Origin of the sequence: Hydrogenophaga sp. OTU3427 (assembly GCF_038440225.1) — a bacterium.
Classification (GTDB): Bacteria; Pseudomonadota; Gammaproteobacteria; order Burkholderiales; family Burkholderiaceae_C; genus Hydrogenophaga.
Window position 1 is genome coordinate 1 of the sequence record NZ_JASATI010000055.1, and the last position, 13,086, is coordinate 13,086.

At 60.6% G+C, this 13,086-nt stretch carries 10 protein-coding genes and 2 pseudogenes; 6 read left to right on the forward strand and 6 right to left on the reverse strand.

Translation table 11 applies throughout. The features are described 5' to 3' along the window. Nucleotides 1-64 precede the first annotated feature (64 nt). Together AAHB17_RS24795 and AAHB17_RS21595 are read left to right on the forward strand one after the other, a co-directional pair. Nucleotides 65-271: pseudogene (locus AAHB17_RS24795) on the forward strand (transposase); the annotation flags it as partial. Further along, nucleotides 207-833, forward strand: coding sequence for a transposase (locus AAHB17_RS21595; RefSeq protein ID WP_446719639.1), 627 nt, complete (start codon nucleotides 207-209; stop codon nucleotides 831-833). The pseudogene AAHB17_RS24795 and the gene AAHB17_RS21595, both read left to right, overlap by 65 nt. A 205-nt stretch (nucleotides 834-1,038) precedes the next feature. Here the strand turns inward: AAHB17_RS21595 and AAHB17_RS21600 are convergent. From AAHB17_RS21600 to AAHB17_RS21615, 4 genes and pseudogenes are all read right to left on the reverse strand, one after another. Further along, a pseudogene (locus AAHB17_RS21600) lies at nucleotides 1,039-1,809 on the reverse strand (IS5 family transposase). Nucleotides 1,810-1,861: 52 nt separating this feature from the next. Continuing rightward, nucleotides 1,862-2,851: a Bug family tripartite tricarboxylate transporter substrate binding protein gene (locus AAHB17_RS21605; protein WP_342133024.1), complete on the reverse strand. Its 990-nt coding sequence runs from the start codon at nucleotides 2,849-2,851 to the stop codon at nucleotides 1,862-1,864. A gap of 59 nt (nucleotides 2,852-2,910) precedes the next feature. Next, nucleotides 2,911-4,587 carry a hydantoinase B/oxoprolinase family protein gene (locus AAHB17_RS21610; RefSeq protein WP_342133025.1) on the reverse strand — a complete coding sequence of 559 codons (1,677 nt, stop codon included), beginning with the start codon at nucleotides 4,585-4,587 and terminating at the stop codon, nucleotides 2,911-2,913. Next, a complete protein-coding gene (locus tag AAHB17_RS21615; RefSeq protein ID WP_342133026.1) occupies nucleotides 4,584-6,668 on the reverse strand; it encodes a hydantoinase/oxoprolinase family protein in 2,085 nt (694 codons plus the stop codon). The genes AAHB17_RS21610 and AAHB17_RS21615 overlap by 4 nt, the downstream gene beginning before the upstream one ends. A 150-nt stretch (nucleotides 6,669-6,818) precedes the next feature. Here AAHB17_RS21615 and AAHB17_RS21620 point away from each other — a divergent pair, with 150 nt between their 5' ends. From AAHB17_RS21620 to AAHB17_RS21635, 4 genes are all read left to right on the forward strand, one after another. After that, nucleotides 6,819-7,727, forward strand: a complete 909-nt coding sequence (locus tag AAHB17_RS21620) for a LysR family transcriptional regulator (RefSeq protein WP_342133027.1) — start codon at nucleotides 6,819-6,821, stop codon at nucleotides 7,725-7,727. A gap of 59 nt (nucleotides 7,728-7,786) precedes the next feature. After that, nucleotides 7,787-8,854 (forward strand): aminotransferase class V-fold PLP-dependent enzyme, encoded by a 1,068-nt coding sequence (locus AAHB17_RS21625; protein WP_342133029.1) that lies wholly within the window; start codon nucleotides 7,787-7,789, stop codon nucleotides 8,852-8,854. 25 nt (nucleotides 8,855-8,879) lie between these two features. Beyond that, complete coding sequence (locus tag AAHB17_RS21630) at nucleotides 8,880-9,347, forward strand: RidA family protein (RefSeq protein ID WP_342133030.1); 468 nt, start codon at nucleotides 8,880-8,882, stop codon at nucleotides 9,345-9,347. Nucleotides 9,348-9,513: 166 nt separating this feature from the next. Beyond that, entirely contained in the window at nucleotides 9,514-10,539 is a 1,026-nt protein-coding gene (locus AAHB17_RS21635) for an IS110 family transposase (protein ID WP_342133031.1), read from the forward strand. Between the two features lie 354 nt (nucleotides 10,540-10,893). Here the strand turns inward: AAHB17_RS21635 and AAHB17_RS21640 are convergent, their stop codons facing one another. Both AAHB17_RS21640 and pcaF read right to left on the reverse strand, forming a co-directional pair. After that, nucleotides 10,894-11,835 carry an AEC family transporter gene (locus AAHB17_RS21640; protein WP_342133032.1) on the reverse strand — a complete coding sequence of 314 codons (942 nt, stop codon included), beginning with the start codon at nucleotides 11,833-11,835 and terminating at the stop codon, nucleotides 10,894-10,896. A 30-nt stretch (nucleotides 11,836-11,865) separates the two neighbouring features. Beyond that, the gene (gene pcaF, locus AAHB17_RS21645) at nucleotides 11,866-13,068 is read right to left on the reverse strand and encodes a 3-oxoadipyl-CoA thiolase (RefSeq protein ID WP_342133033.1); all 1,203 of its coding nucleotides are present in this window, start codon (nucleotides 13,066-13,068) and stop codon (nucleotides 11,866-11,868) included. Between the last annotated feature and the right edge of the window lie 18 nt (nucleotides 13,069-13,086).

Genomic DNA, 13,086 nt, shown 5'->3' on the forward strand with positions numbered 1-13,086 from the left:
AACAAGACAACTGCCAGGTGGCGGTGAGCACCTCCCCTCCTTGGCCTGAGAACAGGTCAGCCTACCTCTAACGTGGCAATTGTATTTGCCGCAGGCCTGGGCACAAGACAGCGAACGAAGGAAGAAGGTCGGTGTTCCAGAGGAGGTGCTATTCGCCACCAAGGCGGAGATGGCCGCAGCTTTGCTGGAGACCTTGTTGGCAGAGGGTGCGCCACGGGATTGCGTGCTGGCCTACGCTGGCTACGGAGTCGATCGCAGCCAAGGGGCTTGAATCTGTGGCTGGCATCACACCGGCCACGGTGGTGTGGCCTCCGGGCATTCAGCCGTTGCCGCCCAAGACCTACGTTGGCAATGGGCGGCCACCGACCAGACTGCAACGAGCGCCTGGGCACGAACCTGGGAGCGTCAAGGAGTTGGCGACATCACTGCCGGCACGAGCTTGGCAGTCGATCACCTGGCGCCAGGGCAGCAACGCAGCCCTGAGCAGCCGCCTCGATGCTGTGCGAGTCCGCTGCGCAGGCGGTAACTCTGGGCGTTATCGGCTGCAACCTGAGCAGTGGCTGCAGATCCAGTGGCTAAAGGCGCAAGCAGAGCCCGAAAAATACTATCTCTCAAAGTTACCTGATAGCACATCGACGCACGACCACGTGAATGCGGCACACATGCGCTGTCGTATCGAGCGTGACTATCAGGATCTCAAGCAAGACTTGGGTCTTGTGCATACCGAAGGCCGGGGGTTGAGAGGCATTCACCACCATGCGACATTGAGCATTGCCACCTATGGTTTCCTGGTGGCACAACATTTGAATGGCGACACCGACGGGATGAGTTAAAAACGCCGCACCTCTCCGAAAATCTACCCTACCCGAAGGCTATGCGTCATGGGGTAGTCCTGCGGGCGCAAAGACACGTCTCAGACTCGATATGAACGCTGCGCCTGCTACTGGCAGACAGCCTGGTTCAGCAAGCACCCTGCCATAGGTGCTGCCAAACATGTTCAGTACGAATCAATTTATGACACAGTAAGACTAGGGCCTGTTAACACAAACCGCGAAGTCCGTCCGCGACCAGCACAAAGCTGAGGAAGCCGAGAAACATGGCATCGAGCTTCTCGAATCTGGAGAAGATGCGGCGGTAGCCCTTCAGTCGTCGAAACAGCCGCTCGACCTCGTTGCGGCGTTTGTACATCTCACGGTCGTATTCCCACGGGTCAAGGCGCGTCCTGGTTGGCGGCACCACTGGTACGAAGCCCAAGTCCAAAGCCAGTTGGCGTGTCTCATTGCCTTCGTATGCCCGGTCCATGAGCAGATGAATGGGGCGATTCGTCGGCCCCAGGCTCTGCAGCAACCGTCTGCCCTCAGGAGCATCATGAGCCTGCCCTGGAGACAGACCGACCGAAAGTCACGGCCGTTCGAGCATCCGCGGCAACCATATGAACCTTGGTGTTCCATCCACCTCGGGACTTGCCGATGGCCTGCGGTCCGTTTTTTTTAACGCGCCCGTTCCATCGGGATGCACCTTGATGCTGGTGGAGTCCAGTGAAACGGCTTCAATGCGAATGCGCACCACCTGCTCGCGCTGCAACTCCTGAAACATCCTGTCCAGCACACCGGCTTTCTCCCAGCGGCGCATGCGTGTGTAGATGGTGTGCCAATTGCCAAACCGCTTGGGCAGTCCCCTCCATTTGCAGCCGTGTTCGGCCACGTACAGCATCGCATTGACTATCTGGAGATTGGTCATGCTGACATTGCCACGCTGGGTAGGAAGGCAATGTTCAATGCGTGCAAACTGCTCAGGCGTGATTTCCATGCAAGCGAGTATTGGCTCGGATTCGCCGCCTGTCCATTAGTGTTAACACGACCTAGTTCAACGAAATTCTGTACTTCCGAATGATTTCGCCGTACATATCGTAGTCAGTGCTTACGGTGTGTGCGAATGCCGCGGCAGTTCCACCTCCAGCCACAATCCCCGACTCAAGCAGTTTCGCCTTAATCTCTGGGAGTGTCAGGATATCTCGCAAATCTACTGCGACTTTTTCCTGAATTGTGACAGGCGTTCCCGCGGGTGCGAACAGCCCGAACCACCCCTGCAGCCCCAAGCCCCTAATACCTTGCTCGTCCATAGTCGGCACTGTAGGCGCAAGCGGTGAGCGCGTGGGGCCGGTAACGGCCAGCATTTTGAGTTTACCCGAGGCCAAGTGCTGTCGAACCAGAAACACTGATAAAAAGGCCGACTCCACGCGCCCTTCCATTAGGTCGACGAGGGCTGGCGAGTCTCCCTTGTAGGCTACGTGCTGCAGTTGCACGCCAGCGGCATCGTTGAAGACTTCACCGAAGATGTGGCTCAGCGATCCGGCACCGAATGAGGCATAGTTAAGTTTGCCCGGCCGCGCCTTGGTGTAGGCGATAAATTCCTGCAGTGTGTTGACTGGCAGGTTGCTGTTGACCAGCAGCGCCAAGTGAGTGCCTCCCAGGTGCGACACCGCAGCAAAGTCCTTCTTTACGTCGTAGGGTATGTTCGGGATCAGGTGGGGCAGCTGAACAAGGCTGGAGACCGCCATCAGGAATGAATATCCGTCGGCCGGCGAGGCCTTGAGCGCCTGTGCGCCCAGAGCACCGCTGGCGCCGGGCTTGTTGTCTATCACCACGGGCTGGCCCCAACGAGCCGACAGGCGCTCGCCTACCATGCGGGCGAGCATATCGGGCGCGCCACCAGCGAGGAAGGGCACGATGAGCTTGACCGGCTTGTTTGGGAAAGCCGGCGCCTGGGCATGCGCGGGACCCACCAGTCCTGCGGCCAGCAGCAGCGGGATTAGCAAGCGGGCCATCGATCGAGGGAAACTGATCTTCACGTGAAATCCTTCATCGTTAAGGGTAGTGGTAATTTGGTTATCGGCTGTCGGGGATGCGCTCAGGTGGGCAGACCGGCCTGCATCAAGAGCTCCGCCACACGATCGGCGGCAAGGCACCAGTCGTCGACCAGTCCCTTTGGTGTGACGTAGCCTGCGCGCAGGTCGTCGACTAGCAGCGCATCGGGACGCTCGGTGGGCAGGCCAAAGCCGCCACCGCCCGCCTCTTCAGTCATGAGCACGTCGCCGTGCTGTAGCTGGTAAGCCTTCTTAGACGGTACAGGCTGCTCGTTGATCCAGTAGCGTCGGAGCTTGCCCGCTGCTCCACCGGCAAAGCCCTCGGCGCCGAAGTCTGTGCGGCCCGAGAAGCACGAGATCGAGACTGGCGCACCGCTGTCGTTGCGCATACGCAGCTTCTGCCCAAGGCCGCCGCGCGCGGCCCCGGCACCCCCAGAGTCCGGAAGCAATGCCTTCGATTCAATGAACAGGCCGGTCTGCGCCTCCCACACTTCCACCGGCATACCGCGCGGGTTGGAGGGTGCTGGCGTTGTGGCGTGGCCGTCGAAACCCGAAAGTGCACCGTATCCGCCCGAACAGAAGAACACCTGCGCGTGTTTGCGTCCCTTGAACTGGCCGCGCACGTTGAGCATGTTGCCGCCGCCCGACTGCGCATGGACGCGGTCAGGTAAGGGCTCAGCCATCGCACCCATCAGTAGCGGATACAGTGCATGGCCTACCGAATGGCGTACGGCCGTAGCAGCCGGTGGCTGCGCGTTGAGAATGGAGTTGACCGGCGCGCGCACGTCGATGACAACCATCACGCCGTCGTTGTTCGGGACGCTGGGTAGCGTTAGGCACTTGATCGCGTAGCCGGTCATGGCGCGCGTATAGCACATGGGCACGTTCATACCCCAAGGCCCGGCCGGGTCACTGCCCTCGTAGTCGACGGTGATGCGTTGCCCATCCAGCGTTACTGCACATGCTAGGTTGATCGGGCCAACTTTGCCTTCGATGGTCAGGCTGTTGCGCCAAGTGCCGCGCGGCATTTGCGCGATGCTGGCTTTCATCGATGCCTCGCTCGAGGCGAGAATGGCGTCGGCGACCAGCGTCAGGTCGTTGATTCCGTATTCCTGTAGAAATTCGACGAACATGCGCTCAGCCACTGCCGTACACGATGCATTTGCCATCAGGTCGCCCAGTACTTGGTCGGACACCCGTACGTTGCCGGCAATCAGGTCGACCAGCCACTCGTTGCGCACGCCGGCCTCGAAGAAGCGGCTGACGGGCAGGCGCAGACCTTCCTGGTACATCTCGGTGGTCTCGGGCGACCAGCCAGCACCACCCACGTCGGGAAGGTGGGACACGCTCATGCAGTAGCCGACGAGGCGACCCTGCATGAAGATCGGCCGCATCACGCTTACGTCGAACATGTGCCCCGTGCCCATCCAGGGGTCGTTAGTGAGTAATATGTCGCCGGGCTTGAGCGTCGACGCAGGGTAGCGCGCCAGCATGTGGGCCAGCGTCATCGGCGCCGTGCCAGTGAACGAGGGAATGGCACTGGTGGCCTGGGCGATCGCGCGGCCCTGCGCGTCGAACAAGGTGGTCGAGCAGTCATGCGTCTCGCGCACGGTGCTGGAGAACGCCGTGCGGATCAACGCCTGCATCATCTCGTCGGCGATAGAGATGAGGCGGTCCCAATAGATTCCCAGGGCGATGGTATCGATGGTAGCTGTGATCATTGAAGTTCCAGGATAAGGTTGCGTTGCTCATCCACACGCCCGCGCACGCCGGTGCCGATCACGGTGGTCGATTCCATTTCTTCGACTAGGGCCGGGCCGCTGAACTCGGCGCCCGGCGCTAGCCTGTAGCGGTCGATCACCCGGTGTTCGACGAAGTCACCGACTTCGGGATCGAACGCCGGCCGGCTGCCTCGGTCGGCATCGCCCAGAATCTCGTACGAGGAAAAGCAAGCTCGTTTGGCGGCCGCCGGCTGGTGCGAAACGGCTTCCAGTCGCCACTGCACCACCTCGAGCTGCTGGCCTTCGAGTGCAAGGCCGAATACGGCAACATAGGCCTCCTCGAACTGATGTGCCACTGCATCGCGTGCCCATTCCGCGGGTTGCGACAAATCGACATCTACGCCCATCTCATAGCCCTGGCCTGCGTAGCGCAGTTCGAGCCGGCCGCGCAGGACCATGTCGTCCATTGACAGCCCCGCCTCGCCCAGCACCTTGCCTGCCTGATTGCGCAGTAGGCCAAACACCTGGGTCCACACCTCGACCGTGACCTCATCCCATAGCAGCACGCGCGTCGTTCCGACCTCGAACGAAAGAGGGCTGATGAGCAGACCCAGAGCAGACATGACGCCGGCCGCAGGCGGCAGTACCACAGTCGGTACCTTGAGCTTGCGCGCCACACGCACCGCGTGCAATGGACCACAGCCGCCGAAGGCCACCATGGTGCATTGGCGCACATCGACGCCGCGCTCGGAGGCATGTACGCGGAAGGCGCCGGCTACGTTCTCATTCACTACTTCGTGGATGCCCCAGGCGGCGCGCGTCGCGTCAGTATCGAGCTTAATAGCTACGCCGGTCGCGATGGCCTGACGCGCTGCATCGGCATCGACCGACATGCGTCCTCCTAGGAAGGACGCGCTGTCGAGGTAGCCGAGCACGAGATTGGCGTCCGTAAGCGCGGGTTTGGTACCGCCACGGCCGTAGCACACCGGCCCGGGCACGGCACCCGCGCTCGTGGGTCCCACGCGTAACATACCGCGCTCGTCGACACCTGCCAGACTGCCGCCGCCGGCGCCGATCTCGATCATGTCGAGCACGGGCAGGTTCATGGTGAGGCCACTGCCGGAGCGGAAGTGATGGACGTGTGCCACCTCGAGCTCGTAGCGTTTCATGGGCTGGCCGTCGCTAATGAGCGCACCTTTGGCCGTGGTACCGCCCATGTCGTAGGCAAGCACGTCGGGGCGCTGCAACGCGCGGCCTATGGCGGCCGACATGAGGATGCCCGCCGCCGGGCCCGACTCCAGCAGGCGCGAGGGAAAGCGACGCGCGATGTCCGGCGTTAGCGTGCCGCCATTGGACGCCATGATAAATAACCTGCCGCCGAAGCCACACCCATTCAGGCCCTGTTCCAGCCGCGTAAGATAGCGGTCAACCAGCGGCTGTACGTAGGCATTGAGCGCAGTAGTGGTCCAGCGCTCGTACTCGCGGATTACCGGGTAGCCCTCGCCTGAGAGCGACAACTGCAGGCCAGGGTGCTCGCGCCGCACGATCTCGGCCAGCTGCCGTTCGTGCGTCGCATCTACATATGAGTGCAGCAGACAGATCGCGATCGCTTCGGGACGCTCGCGTGCGACGAGTTCGGCCAACGGCGCGACGATCGACTCGGCGTTCAGCGGCCGCACGACGCGACCTTGGTAGTCGATGCGTTCGTCGACTTCAATCCGTGCACTGCGCTCGATCAGCGGTGGCGCAAAGCGCAGTCGCAGGTCGTAGAGGTCGTAGCGCGTCTCGCGTCCCATGTCGAGAGTGTCGCGAAAGCCCCGGGTCACCAGCATTGCAACCTTGCAACCCCGACGCTCAATCAGAGCATTGGTCACCAGGGTGGTGCCGTGCACAAGCGTGCCGACTTGGTCGATGGTGCCGCCGGCCAACTGGAGGATGGCAGCCACACCGTCGATCACGGCGCGCTCTGGTGCGTCAGGCGTCGTCAGGAGTTTGTGAGTGAAGACGCGACCTGATTCGTCGTCGACCAGTGCTAGGTCAGTGAAGGTGCCACCGATGTCCACGCCGATTCTGTAGCTCATTGGAATACGAAAGGAAGACAAGACAGTGCAACTGTCCACTACGCCGGTCAAGCAGCAAAGCTCCGCTCAGAAACCAGATAGGCCAATGATCCAAAAATTCGATCATGCAAGGTATGCCCCGTCGCATGCCGCAAAATACCGCGTGTGAGCATGAACCTACGCCAACTTGAAACTCTGGTCTGGACCTGCCGCTTGGGCAGCGTGCGTCAGGCCGCTCGGCAGCTTGGCACCTCGCAGCCCGCGGCCTCGGCTCGATTGCGGGAACTGGAAGAACACCTAGGCATCAGCCTGCTGCTGCGCGACATGCGCCCCGTGCGCATCACGCCCCAGGGGCGCGAGATCCTGCGGCTGGCCGAATCCATGATCGAACTGGCCGGTCGCATGGAGCATCACGCCAACTCGGCTAGCCCTATCTACGGCACGGTTCGCCTGGGTGCCAACCACGGCACTGCGTCGAGCTGGCTACCCGCCCTGCTACACGCGGTGTACGAGAAACTTCCAGGCGTCGAAGTCGAGTTAGTGGTAGAAATTAGCGAGCGGTTGACCGACCTGCTCCGTGGCGGCAAGCTCGACGCTGCCTTCGTCCTGGGACGCGTAGACGATGCCGCTATCGGCTATAGCCGTCTCTACGAGGTGCAGCTTGAATGGGCCGCTAGCCGCCTGTGCACGGGCCTTACCAATCCCGTGACCCCGAAGAGCCTGGCGCGCTTTCCGGTCTCGACCGACGCCGAAGGATCGCCCATCCATCGGGCGGTGGTTGGCTGGTTTCGTGCCGCCAACGTTAAGCCGCGCCGCGTGGACATCTGTAGCGGCCCGGTTGACCGGCTCAATCTTGCGCGAAACGGCGACTGGGTCACCGTCGTGCCAACTACGGTGTTGTCGAGCTACGCACATGCGGCTGATTTCGTGAGCTACGCCAGCGATCCGCCGCTGGAGCCGATGGAGGTCGGCGTGGCTTATCGCGCTGCATCGGAGGTAGGCGAGACCGTACAACATGTGGTGTCGGTCTCGCGCGATGTCATCCAAGACTGGATGCGCCACGGTCGGCGCGTGAGCTAAATCTGACTATGCGCCTGCCTTGTCCCGAAGAGTTTTCGCTTGACGACGGCGTTGTATACATGGACAACGCCTCGGTCGCACCGATGCCGCGTACTGTCGAGCAGACCTCGTTGCACGCCGTGTCCAGCAAAAGTCAGCCTTGGCTTCGTGATCGTGAGGCCGCGCACGCACTTGTCGGAGAGCTGCGTTCGCGCGCCGCAGCCCTTGTGAATGCGCAGGCGCACGACATGGCCATCACCTGCGCCGTGAGCTATGGCCTTGCGACAGCACGTGCCAACCTGCCCGTACGGGCTGGCGAACGCATCCTCGTGCTGGAGGGCGATCACACTTCGCAGATGCTGACTTGGCAGACTCACGCGCAGGCCTGCGGCGCGCAGCTCGATACCGTGACACGGCCGGTCGATGGCAACTGGACGCGGGCTATTGAGGAGCACCTTTGTAACGGCGACCAAAGGCCCATCGCCATAGCCTCGCTATGCGATACCTTCTGGATCGACGGCAGTCGCGTCGATCTGCAGATGGCGTCGGCGGCGTTGCGCGAGCGCGGCGCGAGCATCGTGCTGGACCTGACGCAATCTGTTGGCGTGCTAGATTCCGACGTCCAAAGTCTTGATCCAGACTTCGTCGTCTTCCCCATGTACAAGTGGTTGTTAGGTCCCTACAGCATGGCGTTCCTCTACGTGGCGCCGCGATGGCAACAGGGACGCCCTCTGGAGCAAAATATATTCAACCGCGCTTCCGACGGTGACTATGCAATCGGTGCGGCCCGGTTCGACATGGGCGAGCGTGACTCCTTCGTGGGCGTTCCCACCGCACTGTCCGCACTCACGCTGGGTGCGGCCTGGTCGCGCAACGAGCTGCGCACGCACCTGGCGCACCTGACCGGCCAGATCGCCGACCGGCTCATCGATGCCGGCTTCGACTGTGTGCCAGTGGCGCAGCGTAGCCCTCACATCCTCGGCGTGCGCGGTGTGCCAGAGGGCGTGGTGGCGGCCTGCCGAGAGCAAAGCGTGTACTTCACCCAGCGTCACGGCAGCGTGCGCATTAGCCCCCACGTCTTCAATACCTCCGTTGACGCCGACCGTCTCGTCACTGCGCTGATTGGCGCTTGCCACGCAGTCCGCTGACACACTACAAATCGAAAATCGACACATGCCATCTGACATCGACCGGCGTCTGCGGACGTTAGGCATCGAACTGCCCGACCGCGTGGCCCCGGCTGCAAACTACGTGCCCGGCGTCCGTCGCGGCGATCTGCTCTTCATCAGCGGCCAGACCCCGCGCGTCGGTTCCGCCATTGCGGTCACGGGCAAAGTGGGCGAGACCGTCAGTCTCGAGGACGCGCGCCGTGCCGCACGCATCTGCGCTACGCGCCTGATCGCCGTTGCGCGCGACGTGCTGGGCTCGCTCGACGTCGTTGACGGAGTGGTCGAGCTTACGGTGTACGTGCATTCCACGCCGCAGTTCGACCAGCCGAGCCAGGTGGCCGACGCAGCGTCGGACCTGATAGCCGAGGTGTTCGGTGCAGCGGGTCGTCATGCGCGCTCGGCAGTGTGTGTCGCGCAGTTGCCGGGAAATGCTGCGGTTGAGATTGCAGGGGTCTTTGCCGTGACTTCCTGAGAAAGACCGAATCAGGAAGCTCTGTGAACCCCACATGCAAGCACCACGCCACATCAGAACTTATTCAGATGGTATGGGCGCCTCCCTCCTACTGCCTTCGCTTGCACTGCGCGCTTGGTAGCGCCAGAGTCGAGGTCCCATCGTCAAAATCTAGACGGAGACCATCATGGAACGTACTGTCATTGCCATCGACATTGCCAAGAAGGTGTTTCAGCTGCACTGGGTCGAGATGGACACCGGCTGCATTGAGCGCTTGCAGTTAAAGCGCGCCAAACTGCTCGAATGGTTTGCCAATCGCACCGCTGTGCTTGTCGTCATGGAGGCTTGTGGCGGCGCACATGACTGGGGTCGGGCTTTGATTGGATTGGGCCACGAGGTACGACTCATTTCACCCAGGAAGGTGCGGCCGTTCGTGCAGCGCAATAAGACTGACGCAGCGGACGCCCAGGCGATCTGGACCGCATGCCAGCAGCCGGGCATGCGGTTCGTTCCCGTCAAGAGCGAAGCCCAGCAGGTTGTACTGTCACTGCATCGGCTGCGTGCGCAACTCATGAAGACCCGCATCATGCAGACCAACGAGCTTCGGGGCCTTCTCTATGAGTTCGGCATCGTACTGCCGGAAGGTCACGCCGCGCTGCTCAAGGCCTTGCCCGACGCCATGTGCGAGGCGAAGATGCGGCTGCCAGCGATGCTCATGGACAGCTTGGACGAGCAGCTCAGGCGTGTTCAGCAATTGCAGGTCGACATTAGTCTCATAGAACGAAGGCTCTCGCAGCAGATGCGGGAGATGCCGGCTTGCAAGGCTGTAGCCGAAATCCCCGGTGTTGGCCTTCTAACGGCGACTGCCATCGTCGCCAGCATGGGTGCGCCGACAGCATTCAAAGATGTTCGTGAGTTTGCTGCATGGGTCGGTTTGGTGCCGCGCCAGACCGGCACAGGTGGACGGGTGAGGCAGCTCGGCATCAGCAAGCGTGGGGATGCTTACCTGCGAACGCTGCTGATGCACGGTGCCCGGGCTGTCGTGATCAGATCCAAGCTCAGCCCGGAATGGGCATGGCTGACAGCGTTGTTGCAGCGCCGCCCGTTTAGCGTGGCAGTCGCTGCGGTAGCGAACAAGCTGGCGAGGACGATTTGGGCGGTGCTGGCACGCGGACAAGCGTGGCGACCCGAGGCCTGGCAGGCTGCTCATTGATGATGAAACTGACGAAACAACCTGTTTGAAGGAGAGCAAGCGACCACGCGTGTGATGGAACAGATAGGTCGGACCGGGACGGGGACACTCCGATAAGGCATAAGAGCATCCAGCTCGATGTTCAGATGGGAACTCCGTCAGCGAAAACCATCAGGGCCAGCAGGTATATCAGCCTGCACAACAGGCCGGATATAAGACTGCAGCCCTGCCTCCTGAATCTTCACACAAACGAGTTCTTGCAATCCGGGAGGCGCCCATATAAGCATAGCCTTAATGAGATCCGCGCATTCCGTCCGTTCAGCAAAACTGAGCATTTGCCTAGCCCAACTCAATTTTCAAGTCTGGGCAGGTTGCTCAATGGGTTAAGGCCAAGAGAGCTCCCATCGTGAGCAAAGAGAACGCGGTACTCAATGCAACAGCGGATGCCACTTCTCGTTCATGGCGCTTGTATTGCATCGCGATGATGAGCGTGATGGACCCGATTGGGATAGCAAGAGTCAGGACCACTTGGCGAATGACCTCTGTGGACATCTCCATCCCTTTCAGAACGACAAACGCTATCCCAGGAATCAGTACGTTGTGAATCGCTACGGGAAGTAGGCTGGTTGCGTTGAACGTCAGTCGATAGGTTTGCAGGACGAAACCGGCCGAAAACAGGGCCAGTCCACCAGTGGCATTGCCAAGGAGTTTGCAGCTTTGGAGTAAGTAGTCGGGAAGCTGAATGCTGCCAAGGACCATGAGAAAGGCAACGAATGGCGCCAAGACCATGGGCTGCTTCGCGACCCCCAGTGCCTGGACATACCAAGCGCTGCCAGGTGAGGCTTGGTGGCTGGACACGGCCAACAGGTACAAGCAACCCGGTATTAAGACGAAGTTTTGAACAAGACCTGTCACCACCACAAGGAGCGTGGATGGCGACCCCACTAAGGGCTCAAGCACTGGGAGACCGATGAACAGGACACTCGGTGTGCCGACAACCAGAGCCAGCAATGTGCTGTCTGCAAGCCCTCTTCTCATGACAAACCGAAGAAGGAGAAATGGAATCACCCAAGACAGCACCAGCGCCGCAGCCAGAAGCACCGATTGTTGCCCCATAGCAAGCAAAACGATCTTCGGTGTGGCCATCATCCCGGAGAACAAACCGAGTGGCAGCGTGTAGTACGCCACCATTCGATTGATGGCCGTCGCGTTTACGACAGAAAAGTGTCCCAGGTGTCCCGCTATGAAGCCGATGACGAATGTGGTGAGAACCGGAAGAATCGCTGTCAGGAAAACCGACACGAGGCCTGAATCCATGGGTTGAACTTCCGTTAGGTGGAGTAGAAGTCAGACCCGTTCGAGGACGAGCGCGACGCCTTGCCCTACACCAATACACATCGTGCACAACGCGTACCTACCTCCTGTTGCATGCAGTCGGTTGACTGCGGTCGTTGCGAGTCGGGCGCCGCTTGCTCCCAGGGGATGGCCGAGCGCAATCGCGCCGCCCCATGCGTTTACTCGCGGGTCGTCATCATTCAAGCCAAGAAGGCGCAAAACGGCAATGCCCTGTGCTGCGAAAGCCTCATTGAGCTCGATTACATCCATCTGTTCAAGTGACAGGCCTGTTTGTGCCAGAAGCTTCTGAGTAGCTGGAGCAGGTCCAATACCCATGATGCGCGGTGGAACGCCTGCCGTGGCCATCCCTACAACTCTCGCTTTCGGTGTAAGCCCGTTAAGCGACGCGCTTTGCTCGTTCGCAAGAATCAGTGCGCAGGCGCCGTCATTGACGCCACTGGAATTCCCCGCAGTGACCGTTCCTTCGGGTCTTACAACCCCTTTAAGTTTCGCGAGTGCCTCTAGACTGGTTTCCCGCGGATGCTCATCCTTCGACACTGAAACTGGGTCGCCTTTCTTCTGCGGTATCAGCACGGGACAAATTTCACGTGCAAGGTGGCCTTCACTTTGCGCAGCCACTGCCTTGAGTTGACTCGAAAGGGCCATGCGGTCTTGAGCCTCGCGTCCGATGCCATAGTCGGTCGCCACGTTTTCTGCAGTCTCAGGCATTGAGTCGACACCGAAGCGTTCTTTCATCAAGCGATTGACAAATCTCCAGCCAATTGTCGTGTCCTGAATCAAGTTAGCGCGAGAAAACGCGCTTTCTGCCTTGGGCATAACGAAGGGAGCACGGCTCATGCTTTCAACACCTCCGGCAATCATCAGCTGAGCCTCACCGGACTTGATTGCGCGTGCCGCTGTTCCAACGGCATCCAGACCTGACCCGCACAGCCGATTCACGGTCGAGCCAGGCACCCCCATGGGAAGTCCCGCCAGGAGGCTACTCATTCGGGCGACGTTGCGGTTGTCTTCACCAGCTTGATTGGCACACCCAAAAATGATGTCGGAGACAGATGCCCAATCCACTTTTTGGTTCCGCTCCATGAGCGACCGCAAAACCGTGGCACCCAGGTCGTCTGGACGAACCGTCGAGAGCGCTCCGCCGTAGCGGCCAAAAGGAGTGCGAATTGCATCGCAGATAAATGCTTGTGTCATCAGTGTTCCAGGAAACGC